At 65.0% G+C, this 24,734-nt stretch carries 22 protein-coding genes, 1 tRNA gene and 1 pseudogene; 14 read left to right on the forward strand and 10 right to left on the reverse strand.

The genetic code is table 11. The annotated features are described in order from the left end of the window. Positions 1-23: 23 nt before the first annotated feature. On the reverse strand, positions 24-302 hold the full coding sequence (locus tag SJY40_RS11670) for a DksA/TraR family C4-type zinc finger protein (RefSeq protein WP_378946473.1): 279 nt from the start codon (positions 300-302) through the stop codon (positions 24-26). A gap of 150 nt (positions 303-452) precedes the next feature. Between SJY40_RS11670 and SJY40_RS11675 the strand changes: the two genes are divergently transcribed. From SJY40_RS11675 to SJY40_RS11705, 7 genes are all read left to right on the forward strand, one after another. Further along, positions 453-965 (forward strand): TRAP transporter small permease subunit, encoded by a 513-nt coding sequence (locus tag SJY40_RS11675; protein WP_378946475.1) that lies wholly within the window; start codon positions 453-455, stop codon positions 963-965. Beyond that, positions 955-2,277, forward strand: coding sequence for a TRAP transporter large permease subunit (locus SJY40_RS11680; RefSeq protein ID WP_378946478.1), 1,323 nt, complete (start codon positions 955-957; stop codon positions 2,275-2,277). Before SJY40_RS11675 ends, SJY40_RS11680 begins: the two co-directional genes overlap by 11 nt. Before the next feature lie 24 nt (positions 2,278-2,301). After that, positions 2,302-3,387 (forward strand): TRAP transporter substrate-binding protein DctP, encoded by a 1,086-nt coding sequence (dctP, locus tag SJY40_RS11685; RefSeq protein ID WP_378946480.1) that lies wholly within the window; start codon positions 2,302-2,304, stop codon positions 3,385-3,387. A gap of 116 nt (positions 3,388-3,503) precedes the next feature. Next, on the forward strand, positions 3,504-3,806 hold the full coding sequence (gene ihfA, locus SJY40_RS11690; RefSeq protein WP_108500406.1) for an integration host factor subunit alpha: 303 nt from the start codon (positions 3,504-3,506) through the stop codon (positions 3,804-3,806). A gap of 15 nt (positions 3,807-3,821) precedes the next feature. Further along, positions 3,822-4,262: a MerR family transcriptional regulator gene (locus SJY40_RS11695; RefSeq protein WP_378946483.1), complete on the forward strand. Its 441-nt coding sequence runs from the start codon at positions 3,822-3,824 to the stop codon at positions 4,260-4,262. A gap of 79 nt (positions 4,263-4,341) precedes the next feature. Continuing rightward, positions 4,342-4,419, forward strand: a tRNA-Pro gene (locus tag SJY40_RS11700). 73 nt (positions 4,420-4,492) lie between these two features. Continuing rightward, complete coding sequence (locus SJY40_RS11705; RefSeq protein ID WP_378946486.1) at positions 4,493-5,563, forward strand: 2'-deoxycytidine 5'-triphosphate deaminase; 1,071 nt, start codon at positions 4,493-4,495, stop codon at positions 5,561-5,563. Here the strand turns inward: SJY40_RS11705 and SJY40_RS11710 are convergent. The 8 genes from SJY40_RS11710 to SJY40_RS11745 all read right to left on the reverse strand — a co-directional run bounded on the left by SJY40_RS11710 (position 5,560) and on the right by SJY40_RS11745 (position 14,324). After that, positions 5,560-6,666 carry a class I SAM-dependent RNA methyltransferase gene (locus tag SJY40_RS11710; protein ID WP_378946489.1) on the reverse strand — a complete coding sequence of 369 codons (1,107 nt, stop codon included), beginning with the start codon at positions 6,664-6,666 and terminating at the stop codon, positions 5,560-5,562. The two genes, SJY40_RS11705 and SJY40_RS11710, sit on opposite strands and share 4 nt — an antisense overlap. A 39-nt stretch (positions 6,667-6,705) precedes the next feature. Continuing rightward, entirely contained in the window at positions 6,706-6,894 is a 189-nt protein-coding gene (locus SJY40_RS11715) for a hypothetical protein (RefSeq protein WP_378946492.1), read from the reverse strand. Between the two features lie 24 nt (positions 6,895-6,918). Further along, positions 6,919-7,536: an SMC-Scp complex subunit ScpB gene (scpB, locus tag SJY40_RS11720; protein ID WP_378946495.1), complete on the reverse strand. Its 618-nt coding sequence runs from the start codon at positions 7,534-7,536 to the stop codon at positions 6,919-6,921. A gap of 16 nt (positions 7,537-7,552) precedes the next feature. Then, complete coding sequence (locus SJY40_RS11725; protein ID WP_378946498.1) at positions 7,553-8,368, reverse strand: segregation and condensation protein A; 816 nt, start codon at positions 8,366-8,368, stop codon at positions 7,553-7,555. A 47-nt stretch (positions 8,369-8,415) separates the two neighbouring features. Beyond that, entirely contained in the window at positions 8,416-9,405 is a 990-nt protein-coding gene (locus tag SJY40_RS11730; protein WP_378946501.1) for a glycoside hydrolase family 3 N-terminal domain-containing protein, read from the reverse strand. A gap of 10 nt (positions 9,406-9,415) precedes the next feature. Continuing rightward, entirely contained in the window at positions 9,416-10,552 is a 1,137-nt protein-coding gene (locus SJY40_RS11735) for an SPOR domain-containing protein (protein WP_378946504.1), read from the reverse strand. A 76-nt stretch (positions 10,553-10,628) separates the two neighbouring features. Continuing rightward, positions 10,629-12,371: an arginine--tRNA ligase gene (gene argS / locus SJY40_RS11740; RefSeq protein ID WP_378946507.1), complete on the reverse strand. Its 1,743-nt coding sequence runs from the start codon at positions 12,369-12,371 to the stop codon at positions 10,629-10,631. Between the two features lie 78 nt (positions 12,372-12,449). Beyond that, a complete protein-coding gene (locus tag SJY40_RS11745) occupies positions 12,450-14,324 on the reverse strand; it encodes a cation:proton antiporter (RefSeq protein WP_378946509.1) in 1,875 nt (624 codons plus the stop codon). A gap of 260 nt (positions 14,325-14,584) precedes the next feature. Between SJY40_RS11745 and SJY40_RS11750 the strand changes: the two are divergent. Both SJY40_RS11750 and lnt read left to right on the forward strand, forming a co-directional pair. Next, positions 14,585-16,234 (forward strand): annotated as a pseudogene (locus SJY40_RS11750) (DEAD/DEAH box helicase); the annotation flags it as partial. Between the two features lie 533 nt (positions 16,235-16,767). Continuing rightward, positions 16,768-18,309 (forward strand): apolipoprotein N-acyltransferase, encoded by a 1,542-nt coding sequence (gene lnt, locus SJY40_RS11755; protein WP_378946512.1) that lies wholly within the window; start codon positions 16,768-16,770, stop codon positions 18,307-18,309. Between the two features lie 35 nt (positions 18,310-18,344). Here the strand turns inward: lnt and SJY40_RS11760 are convergent, their stop codons facing one another. Continuing rightward, the gene (locus SJY40_RS11760) at positions 18,345-18,974 is read right to left on the reverse strand and encodes a J domain-containing protein (protein ID WP_108500418.1); all 630 of its coding nucleotides are present in this window, start codon (positions 18,972-18,974) and stop codon (positions 18,345-18,347) included. An 82-nt stretch (positions 18,975-19,056) separates the two neighbouring features. Between SJY40_RS11760 and SJY40_RS11765 the strand changes: the two genes are divergently transcribed. From SJY40_RS11765 to SJY40_RS11785, 5 genes are all read left to right on the forward strand, one after another. Further along, a complete protein-coding gene (locus SJY40_RS11765; protein WP_378948413.1) occupies positions 19,057-19,308 on the forward strand; it encodes a BolA family protein in 252 nt (83 codons plus the stop codon). A 79-nt stretch (positions 19,309-19,387) separates the two neighbouring features. Beyond that, positions 19,388-20,353 (forward strand): class II fructose-bisphosphatase, encoded by a 966-nt coding sequence (gene glpX, locus SJY40_RS11770; RefSeq protein ID WP_378946516.1) that lies wholly within the window; start codon positions 19,388-19,390, stop codon positions 20,351-20,353. 48 nt (positions 20,354-20,401) lie between these two features. Beyond that, the gene (gene recJ / locus SJY40_RS11775) at positions 20,402-22,141 is read left to right on the forward strand and encodes a single-stranded-DNA-specific exonuclease RecJ (RefSeq protein ID WP_378946519.1); all 1,740 of its coding nucleotides are present in this window, start codon (positions 20,402-20,404) and stop codon (positions 22,139-22,141) included. A gap of 81 nt (positions 22,142-22,222) precedes the next feature. Then, a complete protein-coding gene (locus SJY40_RS11780) occupies positions 22,223-22,915 on the forward strand; it encodes a metal-dependent hydrolase (protein ID WP_378946522.1) in 693 nt (230 codons plus the stop codon). Further along, positions 22,912-24,714: an aminopeptidase P family protein gene (locus tag SJY40_RS11785; protein WP_378946525.1), complete on the forward strand. Its 1,803-nt coding sequence runs from the start codon at positions 22,912-22,914 to the stop codon at positions 24,712-24,714. The genes SJY40_RS11780 and SJY40_RS11785 overlap by 4 nt, the downstream gene beginning before the upstream one ends. Positions 24,715-24,734: the final 20 nt, after the last annotated feature.

Raw genomic sequence — 24,734 nt, forward strand, 5'->3', positions numbered from 1 at the left:
ACGGCCCTTCGCGGGGCCGTTTTTTATTTCAGCAGCGCATCTTTGCTGGCACGACGATTTATCCCGCCCGCGACGCGGCGCGATTTGTCATGGCCGCCCTGACATTCAATGCACAGTTTGACCCCCGGCAAAGCCTGACGGCGCGCCTCGGGAATGGGTTCGTCGCATTCGGCGCAGAATTCCGCGCTGTCGCCCTGCGCGGCCCGCCGTGCCGCGTTCTGCCGCGCGCGTGCAACCGCTTCCGCAGTGCTGATTTCGATCTGTTCATTGACGGCGCCGTCGTGGGCCCAACCTCCAGCCATGATCGTCTCCTATTCTGCTGCAAGACAAATGGGGACTGCCCCTGCCGGTTGCAAATGCCGCGATGCAGTTGACACCCGCGTGAGCATTGGAAACACTACCCCGTGCAGGTGCAGAAAAACGCGCCCGCGACTTTGGGGAGGGTCCATAATTTGCCGATTATCCGTCTGATCGACGGTATAAATGAGATCGTTGGACGGATCGTCTCTGTCATCGCGCTCATTTTTGCCGCCATGATCATCTATGACGTCTTCATGCGCTATGTGCTGGGGCAACCGACACGTTGGGCCTTCGATGTCACCAAGCAGCTTTACGGATTTTATTTCGTGATGCTGGGTGGTTACGCGCTGCGTCATCAGGCCCATGTTCGCGTCGATCTGGTCACCTCGCATCTAACCGGCCTGACCCGCCGCCTGGTCGAGATCGCGGGCTATCTGATCTTCTTCTTTCCCTTCGCATGGGTCTTTGCCACCCGCAGCTGGTCCTTTGCGATCACGTCCTGGCGTCAGGGCGAACTGACCTATGGCGCGGTGCAGCTGCCCGTCTATCCGCTGAAGATGGCCATGTTCGTGGCCGCCGTCCTGCTGCTGATCCAAGGCGTCAGCGAGGTTCTGAAACTGGTCCTGAACCGGGCCGAACATCTGGAGCCGCATGATGTCGGGTGAAACGATTGCGCTGATCATGTCGGGCCTGCTGCTGCTGGGCCTGTTCATGGGTCATCCGCTGGCGATGGTTCTGGGCGGAACGGCCGTTCTGGGCGCGCTGATCGCGGGCAAGCCGATGGTGCTGGGCATCGTCATCAACCGCATCTTCGGCGATGTGCTGGACAATTACGTCCTGATCGCCATTCCCCTGTTCGTGCTGATGGCGCGGTTTCTGTCCGACAGCGGCGTCACCGACCGCATGTTCGAGGCATTGCGCCACCTGATGTCCCGCGTCACCGGCGGGCTGGGATTGGCGGTCGTCTTCATCTCGATCCTGCTGGCCGCAACGACGGGGATCATCGGCGCATCCATCACCGTCATGGGCATGATGGCCCTGCGCCCGATGCTGCAATACGGCTATGACAAGCGGCTGGCGACGGGTCTGATCGCGGCATCGGGCTGTTTGGGCATCCTGATCCCGCCGTCGATCATGCTGATCCTGATGGCCTCTTATGCGCCGGGCCTGTCGGTCGGCCAGCTGTTTGCGGGCGCAATGGTTCCGGGCATGCTGCTGGGCGTGATGTATGCGGCCTATGTCGCCGTCATCGCGTGGTTCAAACCCGAATGGGCCCCCAAGGTCGCGGACGCCGACAAGATCAGCCGCGGTGCCATGTGGCGCATGCTGCTGATAGAGGCGGTGCCGCCGCTGATCCTGATCCTTGGGATCTTGGGGTCGCTGCTGGCCGGTATCGCCACCGCGACCGAGGCCAGCGCCATCGGTGCCGTGCTGGCCCTGCTGATCGTCATCATGCGCGGGCGCTTCAAATGGAAAACCTTCTATTCCGCGCTGACGGAAACCGGACGCACCAGCGCCATGATCCTGTTCATCGTCATCGGGGCCACGGCCTTCACCGGTGTCTTCAACATCACCGGCGGTCTGCGCGCCAGTCAGGACCTGATCCGCGGGTTGGCCGATGATCCCTATACGCTGATCGCCGTCATGCTGCTGGTCGTCTTCATTCTGGGGATGTTCCTGGACTGGACGGGCATCGTGCTGCTGTCCTTCCCGATCTTCCTGCCGCTGGTCGGGGAAATGGGCATCGATCCGCTTTGGTTCGTCGTCCTGATGGCGGTCGTGCTGCAGACCAGCTTCCTGTCGCCGCCCTTCGGCTATGCGCTGTTCTACATGCGCGCCATCGCCCCGCCCGAGATCAAGACCGCCGACATCATCATGGGCGTCCTGCCCTTCATCGGGCTGGTCCTGCTGATGTGCGCGATGATGATCCTGTTCCCGGCGCTGGTCACATGGCTGCCTGCCGTTCTGTACGGCTGATATTTTCACCCTGAGGAGGATAACATGAAACATCTGCTGACCACGGCGGCCCTTGCGCTGACCGTCGCCACCCCGGCCCTGTCCGAAAACTGGACGATGACCACCACATGGCCCTCCAGCCTCGAACTGATCGAGCTGGACAAGCATTGGGTCGAACTGGCCAACAAGCTGGTCGATGACGACAAGCTGACCATCGAATTCTTCGACGGCGGCAGCCTTGTCCCCGCAGGCGAGGTTTTCGGCGCCGTCGAATCCGGGACCATTCAGGCAGGCGCCGATTGGCCGGGATATTGGGCGGGACGTGATTCGGCATTCTCGCCGCTGGCTACCACGGCCAGCCTGTTCAACGCCGTCGATTACGTGAACTGGATTCAGGAATGGGGCGGCAAGGACCTGTATAACGAGGTCTATGGCAAGTTCGGCATGGTCTATCTGCCTTATGGCGTGACCAACAACGAATCGGGTTTCCGTACTGTCAGCCAGCCGATCCGCACGCTGGACGACCTGCAGGGTCTGCGCCTGCGCCTGTCGGGTCTTGAGCAGGGCAAGCTGCTGGAAAAACTGGGCGGCAACCAGGTCAGCATGGCGGGTGGCGAGATCTATCAGTCGCTGGAACGCGGCGTGATCGACGGGGCGGAGTTCTCGACCCCGAACGTCAACTTCTCGGGCGGTTTCCAGCAGGTCACGAAATACTGGTCAACGCCCGGCTGGCACCAGTCGTCATCCATCTTCGGGGTGATGATCAACAAGGGCGCATGGGACGCGCTGGACGACGAAACCCGCGAACGGCTGGAGATTGCAGCGGAATCGACCATGCTCTGGTCGCTGTCCTTCACCGAAAAGCGCGCAACCGAAGCCTATGCCCAATTCCAGGAAGCCGGGACCGAGATCACCCGTCTGGACGATGCCGCGCTGGAACGTGTGCAGGAACTGGCCAATGAAACCATCACCGAGGTCGCCTGCGCGAACCCGTTGTCGGCCAAGGTCTATGCAAGCCAGCTGGCCTACCTGCAGGATTATGGCAGCTGGCGCGAAGCTTCGGCACCCTTCAACCTGGGCCGCACGCCGAACGGGCCCGACCTGGCCGAAATCCAGGCCTGCGCCGAGTGATCTGACGCCTTTCCGAAACATGGCCAAGTATCGGGCGGGGAACAGTTTCCCCGCCCTTCTCGTTGACAGGGGACATAAAGAGACCCATCCTTCCCCCCAATCCAAGAGGACTGACCATGGGCTATAAGACTCTGACCCGTATGGACCTGGCCGAGGCGGTATTCCGCGAAGTCGGATTGTCCCGCCACGAATCGGCACAGTTGGTCGAAAGCGTTCTGGACCACATCTCGGATGCGCTGGTGCGTGGCGAGCAGGTCAAGATCTCGTCTTTCGGCACTTTTTCGGTGCGCGACAAGAATGAACGCATCGGTCGCAACCCCAAAACCGGGGAAGAGGTGCCGATCACGCCGCGCAGGGTCTTGTCCTTCAGGCCGTCGCACCTGATGAAGGACCGCGTGGCCGAGGGCAACAAGCGATAGGATCTGACCGACAAGATGGCGAAAAGCGCAGAGGCATTCCGATCGATCGGCGAGGTCGCCAAACTGGTCGGCGTGGCGCCCCATGTCCTGCGCTATTGGGAAACGCAGTTCACCCTGTTGCGCCCGATGAAGCGTGGCGACGGGCGGCGGTATTATCGCCCCGCCGATATCGCGCTGGCCGCCGGCATCTGCGAATTGTTGCGTGATCAGGGTCTAACGATTCGCGGTGCGCGCAAGCAGATCGTCAACGACAAGGGCCAGTCCGTCCGAACCCTTGGAACTGCCCGGCTGCTGCGCCTGCGGGAAACCATGCCGCCCCCCGTCAGGATCGACTGGCTGACCCGATTGACCGATCTCAGCCGCAGATTGCGCCATATCGCACCCCGCGACGCCCGTTGGCAGGCCGCACGCCCCGTCGCCATACGCCTTGCACGGACGATGACGCGAATTTCGTGACAGGTCATTGCGATTTCGCAAAGATTTCCGTTCGGGGGGCCTTGTGCATCCCTGCCGGATCGCACTATACGAAGCGCGTCGGGCCGTGGCGCAGCCTGGTTAGCGCGTCCGTCTGGGGGACGGAAGGCCGCGAGTTCGAATCTCGCCGGCCCGACCATTCCGAAAACGCCCATTCTCATCCGAGAGTGGGCGTTTCCCTTATCTAGCCCTGCGATCAGGAGAAGCCTCGGATGAACGGTGTCCTTCCCGACAGTGAGATCCAGCAGCTGATCGCGTCCGGCGTCATCAGCGCTGATGCCCCGATCATTCCCGAACAGATCCAGCCAGCCTCGCTTGACCTGCGGCTTGGGCAGACCGCCTATCGCCTGCGGGCCAGCTTTCTTGCCGGTCGCGGCAAGCGCATTGCGGACCGTCTGGATGATCTGCAGATGCATGAAATGGACCTGTCGGGCGGTGCCGTGTTGGAACGTGGATGCGTCTATCTGGTGCCGCTGCAGGAACGCATCACACTGCCCCAGGGGCTGACGGCGGTGGCGAATGCCAAATCCTCGACCGGGCGTCTGGACCTGCTGACACGGCTGGTGACCGACGATGGCACCGAATTCGACCGCCTGCCCGAAGGCTATGACGGCCCCCTTTATGCCGAGATCTGCCCGCGCAGCTTTTCCGTTCTGGTCCGCCCTGGCATGCGTCTGAACCAGCTGCGTCTGCGCCGTGGGCAGGCCGTGCTGTCGGATGACCAGCTGCGCGACCTGCATGACGATCAGCCCTTGGTGGGCGACGGTCAGCCGCTGATCGATCAGGGCTTGGGTTTCTCGGTCGATCTGCGCCCCACGGCGGGTGATCTGGTCGGCTATCGCGCCCGCCCGCACAGCGGCGTCATCGATCTGGACCGCATCGGCGAATACCCGGCATCGGAATTCTGGGACGAATTGCACAGCACCGAAGGGCGCCTGATTCTGGACCCCGGCGCCTTCTATATCCTCGTCAGCCGCGAATCAGTGGCGATCCCCGCCGATTACGCCGCCGAGATGGCCCCCTATCTGGCGATGGTTGGCGAGTTCCGCGTCCATTACGCGGGCTTCTTCGATCCGGGCTTCGGTATCGGTGATACGGGCACCGGCGCGCGCGGCGTGCTTGAGGTCCGCTGTCACGAGGCGCCCTTCGTGCTGGAACACGGGCAGGTCGTCGGACGCCTTGTCTATGAACGCATGGCGACCCGCCCCGAGCGCCTTTACGGCGAAGGGATCAAGTCGAATTATCAGGGTCAGGGCCTGAAGCTGGCCAAACAGTTCCGCTAAAGCGGCGCTGTCTGCCACAGGCGGACCTTCAGCCCGCCATGCGCCACGATCGGGCCTGCGGGCTTGAAGGGCAGTCCGGTCGCTTTCGCCAACCCAGCCTCGCTGGTGACGATACCGATGCGCCAGCCTTGGAAGCGGGCGCGGAACACCTCACCCATATTGCCGTGCAGACCGAACAGCGGGCCCTTGTTGCCGATCCGCGCCCCATAGGGCGGGTTCAGGATGACGATGCCCGGTTCGCAATCGGGGCGTTGCAGATCGGCGATCTGGCAGGCCTCGAAGGTGATCAGATCATCGACGCCCGCACGTTCGGCGTTCGCGCGGCTCATTCGGATGGCACCGGGGTCGCGGTCGCTGCCGAAAAAGGCGGTGGTGACGGGACGACGGGCGACCTGCGCCTTCATCTGTTCCCATGCGGCGGGATCGTGGTTGGCCAGCCCTTCGAAAGCAAAGCTGCGGCTGCGGCCGGGGGCCAGTCCTGCGGCGATCTCGGCAGCCTCCAGCAGGAAGGTGCCCGACCCGCACATCGGGTCCAGCACAGATTGCGTGCCGTCAAAGCCCATCTCGGACAGGAACATCGCGGCCATGGTCTCGCGCATCGGCGCTTTGGCGACGGCGACTTTATGGCCGCGCTTGTGCAGGGATTCGCCCGTCGTATCGATGCTGAAGGTAACCAGATCATCCTCGATCCGGGTCTTGATGGTCATCGGCGCGTCGGCGGCGATGGGGGCGCCCAGTTCTTCGGTGATGGCGCGTTCGATCCGCTGCGTCGCAGCCCCCGCGTGATAGATCTTCGAGGCTTTGCAGACCGCCTCGACCTTGACCGGCTGATCGGGGCGCAGGATCTCGGCCCAGGGGAACTTGCGCGCGCGCTTGTCCAGCTGGGCCAGATGCATGGCACGAAAGCTGCCGATGCGCGCCAGCACACGGGTCGCGCCGCGCAACATCAGGTTGGCGCGGCGGACATCGGTCCAACCGCCCTGAATGGTCACGCCGCCCGGCTGGATCACCGGTTGCCAGCCCAAGGCAGCAGCTTCGGCTGCCAAGGGGGCTTCAAGACCCGGCGTCGCCACCAAGAAGATATCGAAATGATTGTCGCTCATGCCAGCAGCCCTAGCGCGGGTCGCGGGGAAAGCAAAGCCTCAGCGGCGCGTCATGCGGCCAAGGGTCTTCATCCGCTTGGCGATATTCTTGGTCTGCTGGTTGGGGCGCTGCTTGTTACCGCCCGCATCCGTCGGGTCACCCTTGCGGGCGAAGGTGTCGACGCCCTTGTTGATGCCCCAGTTCATCGCCTTGCGTGCGATCAGCTTGGTAAACATGTTGATCAGCATGTTCATGTTCATTGGCGCGCCCCTTCATTCATCCTCGAACAGATCCTCGGGGGGATCCACCGGATCAATATCGTCATCCTCATCGTCCCTAGCAAGGGGCATGGACAGACCTTCAGCGGGCGGACGCGAATCCAGCAGACCGGCGGCACGCAATTCCGACAGGCCGGGCAGGTCACGTGATGATTCCAACCCGAAGTGATCCAGAAACCCGTCGGTGACCACAAAGGTGGCGGGACGGCCCGGCGACATGCGGCGGCGGCCCATGCGGACCCATTCCATCTCGATCAGCTGGTCCAGCGTGCCGCGGCTGACGGCGACGCCGCGAATCTCCTCGATCTCGGCGCGGGTGACCGGCTGGTGATAGGCGATGATGGCCAAGGTCTCGATCGCGGCGCGCGACAAGCGGCGGGTATCGACGGTCTCTGTCTGCAGCAGGAAGGATAAGTCGGGCGCGGTGCGCAGGGCATAGCCGTCGCCCAGATGTTCGACTACGACGCCCCGCCCCTGATAGGTCCGGCGCAAGGCGGCCATCGCCTCGGCAGGATCGCAACCCAACGGCATGCGGGCGATCAGGTCGCGCATGGTGACGGGGGCGGTCGCCGCGAACAGGATCGCCTCGACCATGCGTTCCTGCTGATGCATCGGGGGGGGCGGAAAATCAGGGCTCATGGGGTCTCTGGCGATAGCTGATGGGGGCGAAGGTTTCGGCCTGCCGTATCTCCAGCCGGCCCTGACGTGCAAGCTCCAACGAGGCCGCGAAGGTGGCCGCCGTGGCGCTGCGCCTGCGCGGGGTGTCGGCCTCCCACCCTTGGGGCAGAAAGACCGACAGATCGGTCCATTCCCCTGCGAAGCCGATCATCTTGCGCAGGCGGTCAAGCGCCTGTTCCATCGTGAAGATGTCCTTGCGATCAAAGGCATAGGGGCGGAATTCGTCGCGCGTCTTTAGCCGTGCATAGGCGCGCATCAGATCGATCAAGCTGGCGGTGTATTGCGTGCGCCTTGTGCGGGCGACCTCGTCGGGTTCACCCCGGGCAAAGCGGCTGATGCCAAGGCGATCGCGTCCCATCAGCTGCGTCGCCACCTGCCGCATCGCCGCCAGACGTTCCAGCTGGAAGGCCAGATGATCGGCCATTTCCTCGGCCGAAGGGCCGTCCTCATCCGGGTCAGGGGGCAGCAGCAGGCGTGATTTCAGGAAGGCCAGCCAAGCGGCCATGACCAGATAATCCGCCGCCAGTTCGATCCTCAGTGTGCGGGCCTTTTCAACGAAGGCCAAATATTGCTCGGCCAGTTCCAGGACCGAGATGGTCATCAGATCGACCTTCTGCGACCGCGCCATGGTCAAAAGCAGGTCCAGCGGGCCTTCGTAACCGTCCACATCGACGATCAACGCCTCATCCGCGCGGCGTTGGGCCACGGCGTCCGGCCCGTCGGGAACTGGGGTCAGATAGGGCACGTCTGTGGGTTGCTTGGGCACGCGGCCTCCTGTTTGCGGGCGCAGGGTCCGGCCTGCACCCTGACCTGTCAAGCAGGCGTGCCGGTCAGGTCGCGCCATTCGGCCATCAGGGCCACGATATCGGCGTCCTGCGGGGTGTGGCGGCGGGCCAGCGCGGCATCGGCACGGCGCAGGGCGTCCGGCGTCATCGCACCCGCCGCCTGAACCACCGGCTCCATGTTGACGACCGAGCCATTGCAGTGCAGCACCAGATCGCAGCCAGCCGCGATGGACCCCGCCGCGCGTTCGGCCTGTGTGCCAGACAGCGCATTCATGGTGATGTCATCGGTCATCAGCAGCCCGTCGAAACCGATGCGGTCCCGGATCAGCCCGATCATCCGGCGCGATGCCGTGGCGGGCGCATCATCCAGATCGGTAAAGCGGATATGCGCGGTCATGCCCATCGGCAGGTCGGCCAGATCGCGGAAGGGCGCGAAATCCAGGCTGTCCAGATCGGCCTCTGCCGCTGTGACGGTCGGCAGGTCGTGATGGCTATCGGCGATGGCGCGGCCGTGGCCGGGCATATGCTTGACCACCGGCAGAACGCCCGCGGCCAGCATTCCCTCCGCCGCCGCACGCCCCAGTTCAGCCACACGGGCCGGATCGGTGCCGAAACAACGATTGCGCAAAAATGGATGCGTATCGTCTTGGGCCACGTCCAGCGTCGGCGCGCAATTGCTGTCGATGCCAACGGCGCGCAGTTCCTGACCAATCAGGTGATAGCGCAGCCACATGGCCCGCGCCCCTGCCCCAGCCTGATCCAGCGGTGCAGGCCAGTCCATCCAATTCGGACCGCGCAGACGCTGGACGCGCCCGCCTTCCTGATCGACGGTGATGACGGCATCGCGACCCACGGCATCGCGCAAGTCGCCCGTCAGGCGGCGCAGCTGGTCGGGGGTCTCGACATTGCGGCCGAACAGGATAAAGCCCCACGGGTCGGCATTGCGGAAAAAGGCGGCTTCGTCGGGCGTCAGGGACGTCCCGGCGATGCCGCCCAGAATCGTGGCATTATGGGTCATGCGGCTGCGATCACCCGCCCAAGGCCAAGCAATCGGTCCCCGAGGATTTCAGCGCCGAGCAGAACTGCCGTGCCTCGCTGAGCGAGCCGAAGCCCGCGACCCGCAGACGCCAGAAGCTGCGCCCGTTGCTGTCATGCTGCTGGATCACCGGCGACTTGCCGGAGAACAGCGACGAATTCTTGCCCGACAGGCGCGACCATTGGTTCTCGGCAATCGCGCTGCTGTCGAAGGCACCGACCTGAACCACCGGACCGCTGGCCGAGCTGGCAATGGCGGCCGCCGGTTTGTCGGCAGGCTTTTCGGCAGGGGCCGGCTTGGCCTCGGTCTGCTGGGCGGCGGCTGCGGCAGGGGCTGCCGATGCGACGCGGGTCACGCGAGGACGAGGCGCGGGACGGGTCGAGGCGACCAGCACGCCGGGGTTCGCCTCGGCCTGCGCCTGAGCCAGCGCTTCGGCGATGGCATCGGCTTGGGTCGGCACACCGTTTTCATCGGTCACGACACCGGTTACCGCGCCTTCGCTGGCAGGAGCGTCGATGATGGCGGCCTCGGCCACGGCTTGGTCAGCCAAGGCGCGTTCGGCGTCGGCAGCGGCCTTGGCGGCGGCTTCGTTGTCGGACATCGGCACGATCGGATCACCTGCGAAGGTTAGCGGCGTTTCCGAGGTATTCGACGGTTCGCGCGCCGTTGCGCCCAATTCGCCCATGGCGACATCATCATCGGCCAGATCGGTGCCACCGGGTGCAATGGCGACCTGCTGGGCGGGCGATGCGGTATCGCCGCCGGCGACGGTGTTCACGGCCAGTCCGGTGTGATTGGTCAGCTTGCCACCCGGTTCGTCGGGGGTGGTGCGCGCCTCGCCCTGAACGGCGCGGATGACGGGCACGCCCGACACGTCGCGCGACACCAGCTGCCAACCCCAGGCCAGCAGACCGATCATCAGCCCGACCGAGGCGACCGCGCCGACGTAATGGGTCAACCGCGCCAGCCGGACCTGCAACCCGTCCCCCGCCACGGACGCACCGTGTCGGGGATCGGCCTGCCCCTGGGCCTGGGCTTCGTCCCATCCCTGCTGGTCATACTGGAATTCGCGCTTCACCTTGTGACGCGAGAACACATAGCCGCCTTCGCGGAAATCCATCACTGCCATGTCTGTCTGCCTGCCTGCCGGTTGTTCCGGATTAACGTTGTGCCTGCTCTAGCATGTCCCGCAGCGGCACTGTTCGTCAGCGCATTTCTTCTGCAGGAGCGACGCCAAGAATACCCAGACCGCATGAAATAACAACGCCAACGGCCCGCACCAGCGCAATTTTTCCTTGGCTGGTTGCAGCATCGCCATCCTGCACAAAGCGCAAGGAATGGTCATCATTGCCACGATTCCAAAGGGAATGCAGGTCCGACGCGATCTCATAAAGGAAGAAAGCGATGCGATGCGGCTCATGCGCGCGGGCGGCATGTTCCACCAGACGCGGCCATTCTGCGACCTTGCGGGCCAGTTCCAGTTCGGCCGGATGGGCCAGAACCGACAGATCGGCGCCGGCAAGGGCAGAATCGCTGACATCGATTCCCGCCTCGGTCGCGCGGCGCAGGACCGAATGGACACGGGCGCTGGCGTATTGGACGTACCAGACGGGGTTGTCCTTGGACTGTTCCAGCACCTTGGCGAAATCGAAGTCCAGCGCGGCATCGTTCTTGCGGGTCAGCATGATGAAGCGGGTCACATCGGCGCCCGCTTCCTCGACCACGTCACGCAGGGTGACGAAGGTCCCTGCCCGCTTGGACATCTTGAAGGGCTCGCCGTTCTTATACAGCTTGACCAGCTGGATCAGCTTGACGTCCAGCGGCACGCGACCGTTGGACAGCGCCTTGACGGCGGCGTTCATGCGCTTGACGTAACCGCCATGATCGGCCCCGAAGACGTCGATCAGCTGGTCGAAACCACGGTCGATCTTATCCCAGTGATAGGCGATGTCGGGTGCGAAATAGGTCCACGCGCCGTCCGATTTCTGGATCGGACGGTCCACATCATCTCCATGCGCGGATGACCGGAACAGCAGCTGTTCGCGGGCTTCCCAATCCTCGGGCAGCTTGCCTTTCGGGGGCTCCAGCACACCGCGATAGATCAGGCCCTGGCTTTCCAGACGCGCGATCGCATCCTCGATCCGGCCGGTGCCATAAAGCGCTTTTTCGCTGGAATAGACGTCCATCTGCACACCAAGCGCCGCCAGATCGCCACGGATCATCTCCATCATGGCTTGAGTGGCGAATTCGCGGATGTCCTGCAGCCATTCGTCTTCGGGACGGTCCAGCAGGCTGTCGCCGTATTTTTCCTTCAGCGCCGCACCGACCGGGATCAGATAATCACCGGGATACAGACCTTCGCGGATCTCGGGCTCCAGCCCGTTGGCCTCGCGGTAGCGTTCGAAGGCCGAACGCGCCAGCACATCGACCTGCGCGCCACCATCGTTGATGTAATATTCACGCGTCACGTCATGGCCGGAAAAGTCCAGCAGACGTGCCAGCGCATCGCCGAAGACCGCGCCACGCACATGGCCCACATGCATCGGGCCGGTTGGGTTGGCGCTGACGAATTCGACGTTGATCTTCAGGTTGGCTCCCATGTCCGAGCGTCCGAAATCGGCCCCCGACTTTAGGGCCGAAGCAACGACACCCTGCCAGACGGTGGGCGACAGGCGCAGGTTCAGAAAGCCCGGACCCGCAACCTCGGCTGCGGCAATGCGCGGATCGGTCAGGCGGGCGGCCAGCCTGTCGGCGATGTCGCGGGGCTTCATGCCTGCGGGCTTGGCCAGCACCATCGCGGCATTGGTCGCCATGTCGCCATGCGCCGGATCGCGCGGAGGTTCCACCGTGACGTTGCCGTAATCGAGGCCAGCGGGCAATTCGCCCGCCGTGGCCATCTGGTCAAGCGCCTCGACGACGACGCCGCGAAGATCGGTGAATAGGTTCATCATAAGCTTCCTGATTGACCCCTGCGGGTTAACGCCACAGATCGGGTAAGGTCAACCGAAAGCCCCCCTGCGCGCGGTTCAGGTGCCTTTTTCCTTCTTCTCGCGCTGCTCCTTGGCGACATCACCTGCCTCTTCGGCCAGGGCGCGGGCGGCGGCGTCGCGTGCCGCCGACAGTTCCGGCGGCAGGAAGGCCGTGACCCAATCGCCTGATTGCGCGCCGACCGGCTGGTCGGGTCCGATAAAGCGCAGCCCGCTGGATTTCGACACCACCACGAAGGGTTCGGCGCCCGGACGTTCGGCTTCCCAATCCTCGAGGTCGTATTCATCGGTCAGGCGGGTGCTGCGCAGGCTCCAACCTTCGGCAAGCCGCTGGTTGACGTCCTCGAAGGTCAGCTTGCCGTTGACGCGCTGGCCACCCAGCTGGGCAGGCAGCGAATGGCGGGAATTGTCCTTGACGCGGCTAAGCTGCCAGATGGCGTCGCGGCCCATTTCCGGCCCCAGATCGGTGGCCACCAGCGTGTTGTAGGCATCATTGTCCGACGCCGTCAGAACCGAGGGATAGGCGATGAATTCGACCTGATGTTCCGCAGCCTCGCCCAGAATATCGCCATAGAAGGTCGGGATGCCCGCATGCCGCGCCTTGGTCAGATGCTGGCGGTTGGTGTCGGCGATCAGCGGATTGACCCCCGCCTTCTCCAACGCCTGCGCCAAGGCGACCGCAAAGGGCGAACCGCCGACGATCAGCAGGCCGGGGCTTTCCGCGCCCGACAGGTTCATGCGGCGCGCCAGCGGTGCCAGCGTAAAGCCGTGGATGATGACCGTCGCCAGCACGATGATGAAGGACAGCGGCGCCAGCAGGCCACCATCCTCGATGCCTGCGGCGACCAGCTGATCGCCGAACAGCCCCGAGATCGCAACCATGACCACGCCACGCGGACCGGTCAATGCGATCAGCCAGCGTTCCTTCATGGGCAGGTTGCTGCCGATCAGCGGCAACAGTACCTGCAGCGGACGCACCATAACCACCGTCAACAGCACGAACAACGCCGCGCGCCACGTCAACTGCGTCAGCGTCGAGAAATCAAGCGAGGCCGCCATCAGCACGAAGACGCCCGACACCAGCAGGATCGTGGCATGTTCCTTGAAACGGTGCAGCTCGGTATAGGAGGACAGTTTCGCGTTCGCCAGGAACATGCCCATGATGGTCACGGCCAGCAGGCCCGATTCATGCAGGATACTGTCCGACACAGCGAAAATGGCGATGACGGTGACGAACAGCACCGGCACTTTCATGTATTCGGGGACCCAAGCGCGGCGGAAGGCGATCTCCATCCCCTTGCCCGAAGCCAGACCCGCAAGGATGGCAAAGCCGATGCCCGATCCCAGGACCCAGATCGCCTCGCCCGCGGACAGGCCGGTTTCCAGCACCATGACCAGCTCCAGCACCAGGACGGCGATCAGCGCGCCAAGCGGGTCGTTGATGATGGCTTCCCACTGCAGCACCTGTGCAGGACGGGCACGCAGCCGCGCCTGTCGCAGCATCGGCGCGATGACGGTGGGACCGGTGACGACCATGACGCCACCAAAGACCGCCGCCGATTGCCAGGACAGTCCCACGGCCAGCCACAGGACCAACGTGGACAGCAGCCAGCCAAGCGGCGCGCCCAGATAGACAAGACGCCGGACAGGCCCCTTGGCATCGCGCAGACGGTGGTATTCCAGCGTCAGGCCACCCTCGAACAGGATGATGGCGACGGCGACGCTGATCAGGGGCTTGTAGATGGGGCCAAGATCGCGATCAGGCAGGAACAGCCCCATGACCGGGCCGACCAGAAGACCGATCCCCAGCATCAGCACAATCGCCGGCAGGCGGAACCGCCACGCCACCCATTGCGCACCCACGCCAAGAACGCCAACCAGCGCCACCACTTGCACAGGGCTAAGCACCTGCATCACACCACTGTCCATTGCCGCCCTTTCGCGTCTCTTTCGTTCCAAAGCCCTAACTAGCATCGGGGGTTCCGGACGTCTGCCATCTTAGGGATAGATTGACGTGGCAACGGCTTTGGTCTAGGCGATGCGGGCCTGCATCCGGCAGGCAAGAAGGCGGGGCGTCAGAAATTGCGTCCCAACTTTGCCGCGCTTGCGCCAGACAGGCGCGCGGCATGGAACGCATCGCGCCTAAGGATGGCGTGGCTAATGGAAAGCCCCCTATGACCAAATTCTCTGATCTGAAGCTTGATCCCAAAGTGCTGAAGGCCGTTACCGAGGCCGGCTATGAAAGCCCGACGCCCATCCAGCAAGGGGCGATCCCGCCCGCACTGGAAGGCCGCGACGTGCTGGGGATCGCGCAGACGGGGACAGGCAAGACCGCCAGCTTCACGCTGCCGATGATCACCATGCTGGGCCGTGGTCGCGCGCGCGCGCGCATGCCGCGCAGCCTTGTGCTGTGCCCGACGCGCGAACTGGCAGCGCAGGTCGCCGAAAACTTCGACACCTATGCCAAGCACACCCGCCTGACCAAGGCGCTGCTGATCGGTGGCGTCAGCTTTGGCGAACAGGACAAGCTGATCGACCGCGGCGTGGACGTGCTGATCGCGACGCCGGGTCGCCTGCTGGACCATTTCGAACGTGGCAAGCTGTTGCTGACCGGCGTGCAGATCATGGTCGTGGACGAAGCCGACCGCATGCTGGACATGGGCTTCATCCCCGATATCGAACGCATCTTCCAGCTGACGCCCTTTACCCGTCAGACGTTGTTCTTCAGCGCCACCATGGCGCCCGAAATCGAACGCATCACCAACACCTTCCTGCACGCGCCGGAACGCATCGAGATCGCGCGTCAGGCCTCGGCCAGCGAAACCATCACGCAGCGTCTGGTCGAACTGACCCCCGCACGCCGCGACACCGCTGCCAAGCAGAAGCGCGACCTGCTGCGCACGCTGATCGAAGCCGAGGGCGAAGGCCTGAAGAACGCGATCATCTTCTGCAACCGCAAGACGGATGTGGATATCGTCGCGAAATCGCTTGGCAAATACGGCTATGACGCCGCGCCCATCCATGGCGATCTGGAACAGAGCCAGCGGACCCGCACGCTGGAATCTTTCCGCGACGGCAAGCTGCGTCTGCTGGTGGCATCCGATGTCGCGGCCCGCGGGTTGGACATTCCGGCGGTCAGCCATGTCTTCAACTATGACCTGCCCAGCCATGCCGAGGATTACGTCCACCGCATCGGCCGCACCGGTCGCGCGGGCCGTCTTGGCACCGCGATCAGCATCTCGACGCCTTCGGACGAAAAATACCTGACCGCCATCGAGGCGCTGCTGAAAACCAGCCTGCCCCGCAGCGACATTCCCGGTGGCGCGGCGGCAAAAGCCGTCGATCCCGCCGAAGCCGGACCCGAGGAACGCAAGCCTGCAAGCCGTCAGCGCAGCCGCCGTGGCAAGCGTGACGACAGCGAACAGAAATCCGCCAAGACCCCCGAGGCGACATCCGCGCCTCGCCCCGCCGAAACCCCCACGCCAGAAGCCGTCAAACCCGAGGTTGCCATGCCCGAGGCCGTCGATCAGCCCCGCAAGGAAAGCCAGCCGCGTCAGGACGCCCGTCCCGCCGCAGCCGAACCCACCCGCCGTGATGATAATCGCCGCGACGACAACCGTCGCGACGGCGGCAACCGTGACGACAACCGCCGTGACAACAACCGTCGCGACGGGCGCCGGGGTGGCAATGACGGCAACCGCGGTCAGCAGATCGTCGGCATGGGCGACCATGTCCCGCGCTTCATGACGGTCGAGTTGCGCATCTCGCCCATGCCCGAGGAACGCGAAGAACGCCCCGAGGAGGCCCCCAAGGCCCAGCCCGAGGCCGCAAACCCCGAGCAGAAGCCCAAGCGCACCCGCAGCCGCCGCAAATCCGCCGCCGACAAGGCAGCCGAGGCAGCAGCCGTCGAAACGCCGGTGACCGATGCCCCCGCGGCTGAGGCCCCCGCTGCGACGCAGGATGTCGCCCCCGCCGCCCCGACGGGCGACGAGGCCGAGGCACCCGCCAAGCCCAAGCGCACGCGCAGCCGCAAGAAAGCCGAGCCGGCCGCCGCCGCGACCGAAGCTCAGACTGAAGCCCCGGCCGAACCCCAAGCAGAGGCCGCAGCCGAGCCTGTTGCCGAAAAGCCCAAGCGCACGCGGACCCGCAAGCCCGCGGCCAAACCGGCAGCCGAGGCAACCCCCGCGACGGATACCACCGCCGAGGAGACCCCCAAGCCCAAACGCACCCGTCGCAAGAAGACGGATGACGCCCCCGAGGAAGCCGTGGCCGAAAAGCCCAAGCGCACCCGTCGCAAGAAAGCCGATGTCGAGGCAACTGCTGACGCTTCGGCCGGGGACACGACCTCCGACGCCTGATGACCCTGCGTCGGTCCGGCCAGATCCCGCCACGGCTGCATCGCAGGGGCCGACCGTCCCTGCGACAGCTTTGGCCCGATCTGCTGCTGGGCGCGATCGCCGCCTTGGGCCTTGCGCCCTTCGGCATATGGGCCGCGACGCCCATCGCATTCTCGATCCTGATTTGGCGGCTGGCGCGAGGGCGACCGGCCGCCGTTTTCTGGCACGGGCTTGCCGCCGGCTTCGGCTGGTTCGCCTTGGCACTATTCTGGATCGTCGAGCCTTTCCTGGTCGAGCCCGAGGTCTATGGCTGGATGGCCCCCTTCGCGCTGGTGCTGATGGCACTTGGCGGGGCGCTGTTCTGGGCCTTGCCCGCATGGCTGGCGGCGATCTGGTCGCGCAGCTGGCGTTGGCAGGCCGCGGGCATCGCCAGCGCCTTGGCCCTGTCGGATTGGCTGCGCGGCTGGATCTTCACCGGCTTTCCGTGGGCATTGATCGGCCATGCGTGGATCGACACCCCCGTGGCCCAGATTGCGGCATGGGGCGGCGCCTTGGGCCTGTCCACGCTGACGCTGGCACTGGCCACCCTGCCCGCGCTGCTGTGGCGCCCCGCTTGGCACCGGCTGGCGGCGCATCTGCCGGGGGCGGTCGCGGTGATCCTGTCGGTGGGGGCGGCTTGGGCCTTTGGTCTGTCGCGGCTGGCATCACCTGAACCCGCCGATACCGACCTGACCGTCCGCATCGTTCAGCCCGACGCCACCCAGCACCTGAAATGGGACCCCGAATGGTCGCAGGTCTTCTTCGAACGCCTGCTGACGCTGTCGGGCGAACCGGGGCCGCGCGATCTGGTCGTCTGGCCCGAAACGGCGGTGAATTTCCTGTTGGAGGATGCGGCCGCAATCCTGCCCGCCATATCGCAGGCGGCGGGTGCGCCCTTGGCCATGGGCATCCAGCGGCGCGACGGGATGCGCTATTATAACAGCCTTGCGATGATCCGACCGGGCGGTCAGGTCGGTCAGATCTATGACAAGTTCCACCTTGTGCCCTTCGGTGAATACATCCCGTGGGGCGACCAGTTGGCGCGCTTTGGCATCGGTGCCTTCGCCGCGCAGCAGGGCAACGGCTATGCCTCGGGGGCCGGGCCGCAGGTCCTCGACGAACCGGGCATTCCGCCTTTCCAGCCGCTGATCTGCTATGAGGCGATCTTCCCCCAGCACCTGCGCAACCTGCCCACCCGTCCCGCATGGATCCTGCAGGCGACGAATGACGCGTGGTTCGGCAATATCTCGGGGCCGTATCAGCATCTGGCGCAGGCGCGGTTGCGTGCGATCGAAAGCGGGCTACCGGTAGCCCGGGCCGCGAACACCGGTGTCAGTGCCATGATCGACGCCAAGGGCCGCATCCGCGACAGTCTGGGCATGCGGCAGATGGGCAAGATCGACGCGGCCCTGCCCGGCGCCCTGCCCCCGACCTTCTGGATCAGGATGGGCAATGCGCCGCTGCTGGTGCTGCTGGGGGTGATGCTGCTGGCGACGCTGCGCCTGCGCCCAAGGCGGGCATAGCGGCAATAGGGGGCGGAAGACCGCCCCCGCCGAATTCAGTCGCGGATGAAGCGGCTGTCCTTGATCTGATCCCAAGCCCAGACCACCTCGGACAGGCGATCCTCGTCGGAACGGTCGCCGCCGTTCATGTCGGGGTGCAGATCCTTGACCAGCGATTTGTACTTCTTGCGGATCTCGGGGCGGGTCCAGCTGTCCTTGGCTTCCAGGATGTCCAGCGCGCGACGTTCGGTCGGCGGCAGCTTGCGGGTGCTGACTTGTGCACGGGCCTCGGGGGCGGTGCCATTGGCACCCAGGATTTCATGCGGATCGCTGACGCCGTGGCGGGCCCATTTCTGTTCCTCGGTGCTTTTGCGGAAGGGCTTGGTGGGCCGTTCCCAGACCGTGGCATTGTCGATGAACTGCTGGAATTCCTCCTCGGACTGACCTTGGAAGTAGTTCCAGTTGGCGTTGTATTCCCGGACGTGTTCTTTACAGAACCAGAAATAATCGTCCAGATTCCGCGGGTTCTTGGGCGCGCGATACTGGCCGGGTTCGTCACAACCCTCGCGTTCGCACACGCGGGTCGAGGTTTCGAAGGCACCAGACATCCCTCGGCGGCCTTTGGACTTGCGCTTCTTGTCCTTGGCAGCCGAAATGTCGAAACCAAACGGGTCGTTCTTGCTCATGAGCGGGGCACCTTTGCGACTCGGAGGCGGCAGTTTATGCTATTTGGCGGCACATGAAAGGGCTTGACGAAAGGTTATGCGGATGATCGCAGATGAGATGACAGAGCGGCTGCAAGGCCTGACCCCCACGCAGCTGGAAATCTTCGACGAAAGCGAAAGCCACCGCGGCCATTCCGGTTTCCGCGAGGGTGGCGAAAGCCATTTCCGCATCCGTCTGGCCAGCCCGGCCTTCGCGGGCCTGACGCGGTTGCAGAAGCACCGGCTGGTCCATGACACGCTTGGCGACATCGTGCCCCGCGTCCACGCGCTGGCGCTGGAACTCAGCGAAAGCTGACCCGTTAGCGCCCCCAGCCTTGTCGCCCTGCGGCAGCCCCCCTAGAAGCGGTCGGGGATGGGGACAAGGGACGGGGCAGATGACAGCGCCAAAGGATTTCAACGACCGACTGCTGTCGCTGGCGCTGGCCCGCGTCAGCGAGGCAGCAGCACATGGCTCGGCCCGGTTCATCGGGCGGGGCGACGAACGCGCCGCCCATCAGGCCGCCGCATCCGCCATGCACGACCAGCTGATGCAGATGGACATCAAGGGCCGCATCGTCATCGGCGAAGGCGACCCCGGCCAGTCCCCGCATCTGTTCACCGGCGAGGTCGTGGGCACCGGCGACGGCCCCGCGGTGGATATCGCGCTGGACCCGCTGGAAGGCAGCACCCTGACCGCCAAGGGCATGGCCAATGCGATGACGGTCGCTGCCATGGCCCCCGAAGGCTGCCTGCTGCAGGTGCCGCAGCTTTACATGGAAAAGCTGGCCATCGGTCCGGGCTATGCAACCGATCTGATCGGTCTGGACATGCCCCCCGCCGAACGCGTGCGGGTGTTGGCGCAGGCCCGTGGATGCGATGTCGGCGACATCACCGTCTGCATTCTGGAACGCCCCCGCCACGAAGACATGATCGCCGAACTGCGGCAGGCAGGAGCGGCGATCCGTCTGATCTCGGACGGCGACATTCCGGGCGTCATCCATGTCGCCGAACGCGACCTGACCGGTGTCAACGTCTACATGGGCATCGGTGGCGCCCCCGAGGGCGTCCTGGCCGCCTGCGCGCTGAAATGCATGGGCGGACAGATCTGGGGACGGCTTGCCCTGCGCCGCGACGATGAACGTGCGCAGGCCCGTGCGGCGGGGCTGACCCAGCCCGACCGCATCTTTGACCTGAACGACATGGTGCGCGGCGATGTCATCTTTGCCGCGACAGGGGTGACGGACGGCCATGTCGTGGCCGGCGTCCAGCGCGAACCGGGCTTCCTGACGACCGAGACCATCCTGATGCGATCGGCCACCGGATCGGTCCGGCGCATGACCTACCGCAACCCGTTGAACTAGGTTAAGGACGGGCGACTTCATTCGTTTCAAGACAAAGGTGGGCGCGACGTGGCATTCCTGGGCATCGACACATCGGTCACGGGGCGGCGCTGGATCGGACCCGCCGCCGAACTGGAACGCCGCGCCGAGGGGCTGGCCCAACAGGCGACCCTGCCGCTGCCCGTGGCCCGCGTGCTGGCCGAACGCGGGGTCGAGCCGATGGACGCGCAGGCCTTCCTGACGCCCAAGCTGCGTGATCTGCTGCCCGACCCATTGGTCCTACGCGACATGGAGGTGGCGGCCGCACGCATCGTTCAGGCGGCAGTAAAGGGCGAACGCATCGCCATCTTTGCCGATTACGACGTCGATGGCGGCACCTCTGCCGCACTGCTGATCGACTGGCTGCACCAACAGGGGCGCAAGGCGACGCTCTATATTCCCGACCGCATTGACGAGGGCTATGGCCCGAACGAACCTGCCATGGCGGCGCTGGCCGCCGAACACGACCTGATCATCTGCGTAGACTGCGGCACCCTCAGCCATGACGCGCTGGCGGCGGCCAAGGGCGCAGAAGTCATCGTGCTGGACCACCACTTGGGCGGCGAGACCCTGCCCCCCGCGCTGGCCGTGGTGAACCCCAACCGCGTGGACGAAGACGGCAGCCTTGGCCACCTCTGCGCCGCGGGCGTCGTGTTCCTGACGCTGGTGCAATGCGGGCGCATCCTGCGCGACAAGGGCCTGCCGCAGCCCGATCTGATGGCCATGCTGGATCTGGTGGCGCTGGCGACCGTCGCCGATGTCGCGCCGCTGGTCGGCGTGAACCGCGCCTTCGTGCGGGCAGGACTGGCGGTCATGGCGCGGCGGCAGCGGCCGGGGCTGGTCGCGCTGTCGGATATTGCCCGTCTGGACGGCCCGCCCGCGGCCTTCCACCTTGGGTTCCTGCTGGGACCCCGCATCAATGCCGGGGGCCGCGTGGGACGTGCCGATCTGGGCGCGCAATGTCTGGCCGCCCGCGATCCGGCGCAGGCGGCGCAGCTGGCCAAGCAGTTGGACGACCTGAACCGCGACCGCCGCGCCATCGAAGCCGCCGTCCGCACCGAGGCCCTGGCTCAGGTCGAGGCCCGCATGGACAGCCGCCTTTCATGGGCCGCCGGTCAGGGCTGGCATCCGGGCGTCGTCGGCATCGTGGCCGCCCGCGTGAAAGAGGCCACCGACCTGCCATCCGTGGTGATCGGGGTCGAAGGCGGCATCGGCAAGGGCTCGGCCCGCTCGGTGCCCGGCGTCGATCTGGGCCGTGCCATCCAGCGGTTGGCCCGCGAAGGGCTGCTGATCAAGGGCGGTGGGCATGAAATGGCCGCTGGTCTGACGGTCGCTGAAGACAAGATCCCCGCCGCGATGGACCGCCTTTCGGACCTTCTGGAACGCGATCTGGCGGGCCGAACGGGTGGCGGCGATCTGCGGATTTCCGGCCTGCTGGAGACGGCAGGTGCCACGACGCAGATGTTCAAGATGCTGGAGGATGCTGGCCCCTATGGTCAGGCCGCCCCCGCCCCGCGTTTCGCCTTTGCCGATCAGGTGATCGACAGCGCCTCGACTATGGGCGACCGGCACCTGCGCCTGTCCTTCCGCACCCCCGGCGCCCCCGCGATGGAGGCCGTCGCATGGGGTGCCATGGACGGCCCGCTTGGCCCCTCGCTGATCGGGGCAAAGGGCCGCCGCTTTCACCTTGCGGGCAAGCTGGAGCTGTCAACATGGGGCGGGCGCGAACGCCTGCGCCTGCGCTTGGACGATGCCGCCCCCGCGGTCTAAGGCAACCCCAAGGGGCCGTTGCGGGTTGGTGTCACTGCGCCTAACCTGCCCGCAACATTGCCAATACCACAGGAGCCCATGATGAAACTGACTTGGCTTGGCCATTCCGGCTTTCGACTGGAAACCGGGGATGCCGTAATCCTGATCGACCCGTGGATGACCGGAAACCCCGCTTTTCCACAGGACCAGCGCGATCAGGCGGTCCAAGGCGCGACCCATATCCTGCTGACCCACGGTCATGGCGATCACAGCGGCGATGCCCTGTCATTGGCCCGCGAATTGAATGTCCCGGTCGTGGGCATCTTCGACCTGATCAGCTTCTGGGAATCGGAACACAAGATCGCAGGCATCGGCTTCAACAAGGGCGGCACCGTCGATCTGGCGGGCGTGCAGGTGACCATGGTCAATGCCAGCCACTCCAGCTCGCTCAGTGGTCCGGACGGGCCGATCTATGCGGGTGCCGAGGCGGGCTACATGATCGCCGCCGAAGGTCACGTCATCTATCTGTCGGGCGATACCGACATCATGGCCGACATGGACTGGATGGGCGATCTGCACAAACCCGACATCGGCATTCTCTGCGCAGGTGGCCATTTCACCATGGACATGACCCGCGCCAGCTATGCCGCCAAACGCTATTTCAACTTCAAGACGGTGATCCCCTGCCACTACAAGACCTTCGATGCGCTGGAACAGGACGCGTCGGTGATGGTGCAGGCCCTGCCCGACGTGCAGGTGATCGAACCGCAGATCATGAAGGCCATCAACCTATGAGCAGCTTCCAGACGTTCGACGACCCCGCAGGTGGCAATAACCACCCGCAGCGCCTGTCCGACCTGCGCGCGACCCTGCGCGATCAGGATCTGGCGGGTTTCATCGTGCCCCGCGCCGATGCGCATCAGGGCGAATATGTCGCCGATGCCGATGCGCGGCTGGCCTGGCTGACGGGCTTTACCGGCAGTGCGGGCTTTGCCATCGTCACGACGGACCGCGCGGGCGTCTTCATCGACGGCCGTTATCGCGTGCAGGTACGCAGCCAGATCGACGCCGCCCATTTCACGCCGGTCCCTTGGCCCGAAACCCGCCCCTCGGACTGGCTGCGCGAGGCGCTGCCCAAGGGCGGGCGCGTGGGCTTCGATCCCTGGCTGCACACCCGCAAGGAAATCGAGGGGATGGAGCGTGCGCTGGAGGGCAGCAACATCGGCCTGATCGCCATCGACCAGAACCCCGTTGATGCCGTCTGGCCGGACCGCCCCGCGGCCCCCGTCGGACATGCCCGCATCCACCCCGCCGAATGGGCAGGCGAAACAGCTGCCGACAAGCGTGCCCGGCTTGCCGCCGAACTGAAGGCCACAGGTCAGGCCGCCGCCTTCATGTCGCTGCCGGATTCGATTTCATGGCTGCTGAACATCCGCGGCAGCGACGTCCCCAAGAACCCCATCGTGCAGTCCTTTGCCGTCCTGTCCGATCACGGCGATCTGGCGCTCTTCGCCGATCCCGCCAAATTCGATGAGGCGACCCGCGCCCATCTGGGCAATCAGGTCACCATCCTGCCGCCCGAGGCGCTTTCCGCCGCGCTGACCGATCTGGAAGGCCCCGTGCGCCTTGATCCCGCCACCGCCCCCGAGGCCGCCTTCCGCATCTTGGAAGCAGCGGGCACTGACATCGCCCGCGGCCCCGACCCCGCCATCCTGCCCAAGGCCCGCAAGAACGACCCCGAGCTGTCGGGCATGCGCAAGGCCCACCACCAGGACGGCATCGCCATGGTTCGCCTGCTGTCGTGGCTGGACCGTCAGCGCCCCGGCACGCTGTCCGAGATCGACGTCGTCCGCCAGCTGGAACAGTTCCGCCGGGAACAGGGCATCACCGATATCAGCTTTGACACCATCATGGGCGCGGGTCCGAATGGCGCCATCGTCCATTATCGCGTCTCGCAGGCAACCAACCGCCCCATCGCGGATGGCGATCTGCTGCTGATCGACAGCGGCGGGCAATATGATTGCGGCACCACGGACATCACCCGCACGGTGCCCATCGGGACGGTCAACAAAGATGCGATCGGACCCTATACGGCCGTGCTGCGCGGCATGATCGCCCTTAGCCAGGCGCGCTTCCCGAAAGGTGTCACGGGCGGTCATCTGGACGCATTGGCCCGCCAGCATCTTTGGGCGCAGGGTCTGGATTTCGATCACGGCACCGGACACGGCGTGGGCGCGGCGCTTTGCGTCCATGAAGGCCCCATCCGCGTCAGCCGCGCCAGCGATATCGCGCTGGAAGAGGGCATGATCCTGTCAAACGAACCCGGTTATTATCGTGAAGGCGCCTTCGGCATCCGCATCGAGAACCTGATCGCCGTCGAACCCGCCCGGTCCGAGCCAAACCGTAACATGCTGGGCTTCAGCACGCTGACGCTATGCCCCATCGACCGGCGTCTGATTGATACCTCGGTGCTTTCAACGGCTGATCGTGAGTGGCTGGACGGCTATCACGCGCAGGTGCGCGTGGCGCTGTCGGGCGATCTGGACGACACGGATCGCGCCTGGCTAGAAACCGCAACGCAACCCTTGACCTGAAACGCGACGCCCGGGGGGTG

Origin of the sequence: Paracoccus sp. R86501 (assembly GCF_042466435.1) — a bacterium.
GTDB lineage: Bacteria > Pseudomonadota > Alphaproteobacteria > Rhodobacterales > Rhodobacteraceae > Paracoccus.

Coding starts and splice junctions, on each gene's coding strand:
- SJY40_RS11670 (WP_378946473.1), bottom strand. CDS start 302: ATGGCTGGAGGTTGGGCCCACGACGGCGCCGTCAATGAACAGATCGAA.
- SJY40_RS11680 (WP_378946478.1), top strand. CDS start 955: ATGTCGGGTGAAACGATTGCGCTGATCATGTCGGGCCTGCTGCTGCTG.
- dctP (WP_378946480.1), top strand. CDS start 2,302: ATGAAACATCTGCTGACCACGGCGGCCCTTGCGCTGACCGTCGCCACC.
- ihfA (WP_108500406.1), top strand. CDS start 3,504: ATGGGCTATAAGACTCTGACCCGTATGGACCTGGCCGAGGCGGTATTC.
- SJY40_RS11695 (WP_378946483.1), top strand. CDS start 3,822: ATGGCGAAAAGCGCAGAGGCATTCCGATCGATCGGCGAGGTCGCCAAA.
- SJY40_RS11705 (WP_378946486.1), top strand. CDS start 4,493: ATGAACGGTGTCCTTCCCGACAGTGAGATCCAGCAGCTGATCGCGTCC.
- SJY40_RS11710 (WP_378946489.1), bottom strand. CDS start 6,666: ATGAGCGACAATCATTTCGATATCTTCTTGGTGGCGACGCCGGGTCTT.
- SJY40_RS11715 (WP_378946492.1), bottom strand. CDS start 6,894: ATGCTGATCAACATGTTTACCAAGCTGATCGCACGCAAGGCGATGAAC.
- scpB (WP_378946495.1), bottom strand. CDS start 7,536: ATGCATCAGCAGGAACGCATGGTCGAGGCGATCCTGTTCGCGGCGACC.
- SJY40_RS11730 (WP_378946501.1), bottom strand. CDS start 9,405: ATGACCCATAATGCCACGATTCTGGGCGGCATCGCCGGGACGTCCCTG.
- SJY40_RS11735 (WP_378946504.1), bottom strand. CDS start 10,552: ATGGCAGTGATGGATTTCCGCGAAGGCGGCTATGTGTTCTCGCGTCAC.
- argS (WP_378946507.1), bottom strand. CDS start 12,371: ATGAACCTATTCACCGATCTTCGCGGCGTCGTCGTCGAGGCGCTTGAC.
- SJY40_RS11745 (WP_378946509.1), bottom strand. CDS start 14,324: ATGCAGGTGCTTAGCCCTGTGCAAGTGGTGGCGCTGGTTGGCGTTCTT.
- lnt (WP_378946512.1), top strand. CDS start 16,768: ATGACCCTGCGTCGGTCCGGCCAGATCCCGCCACGGCTGCATCGCAGG.
- SJY40_RS11760 (WP_108500418.1), bottom strand. CDS start 18,974: ATGAGCAAGAACGACCCGTTTGGTTTCGACATTTCGGCTGCCAAGGAC.
- SJY40_RS11765 (WP_378948413.1), top strand. CDS start 19,057: ATGATCGCAGATGAGATGACAGAGCGGCTGCAAGGCCTGACCCCCACG.
- glpX (WP_378946516.1), top strand. CDS start 19,388: ATGACAGCGCCAAAGGATTTCAACGACCGACTGCTGTCGCTGGCGCTG.
- SJY40_RS11780 (WP_378946522.1), top strand. CDS start 22,223: ATGAAACTGACTTGGCTTGGCCATTCCGGCTTTCGACTGGAAACCGGG.
- SJY40_RS11785 (WP_378946525.1), top strand. CDS start 22,912: ATGAGCAGCTTCCAGACGTTCGACGACCCCGCAGGTGGCAATAACCAC.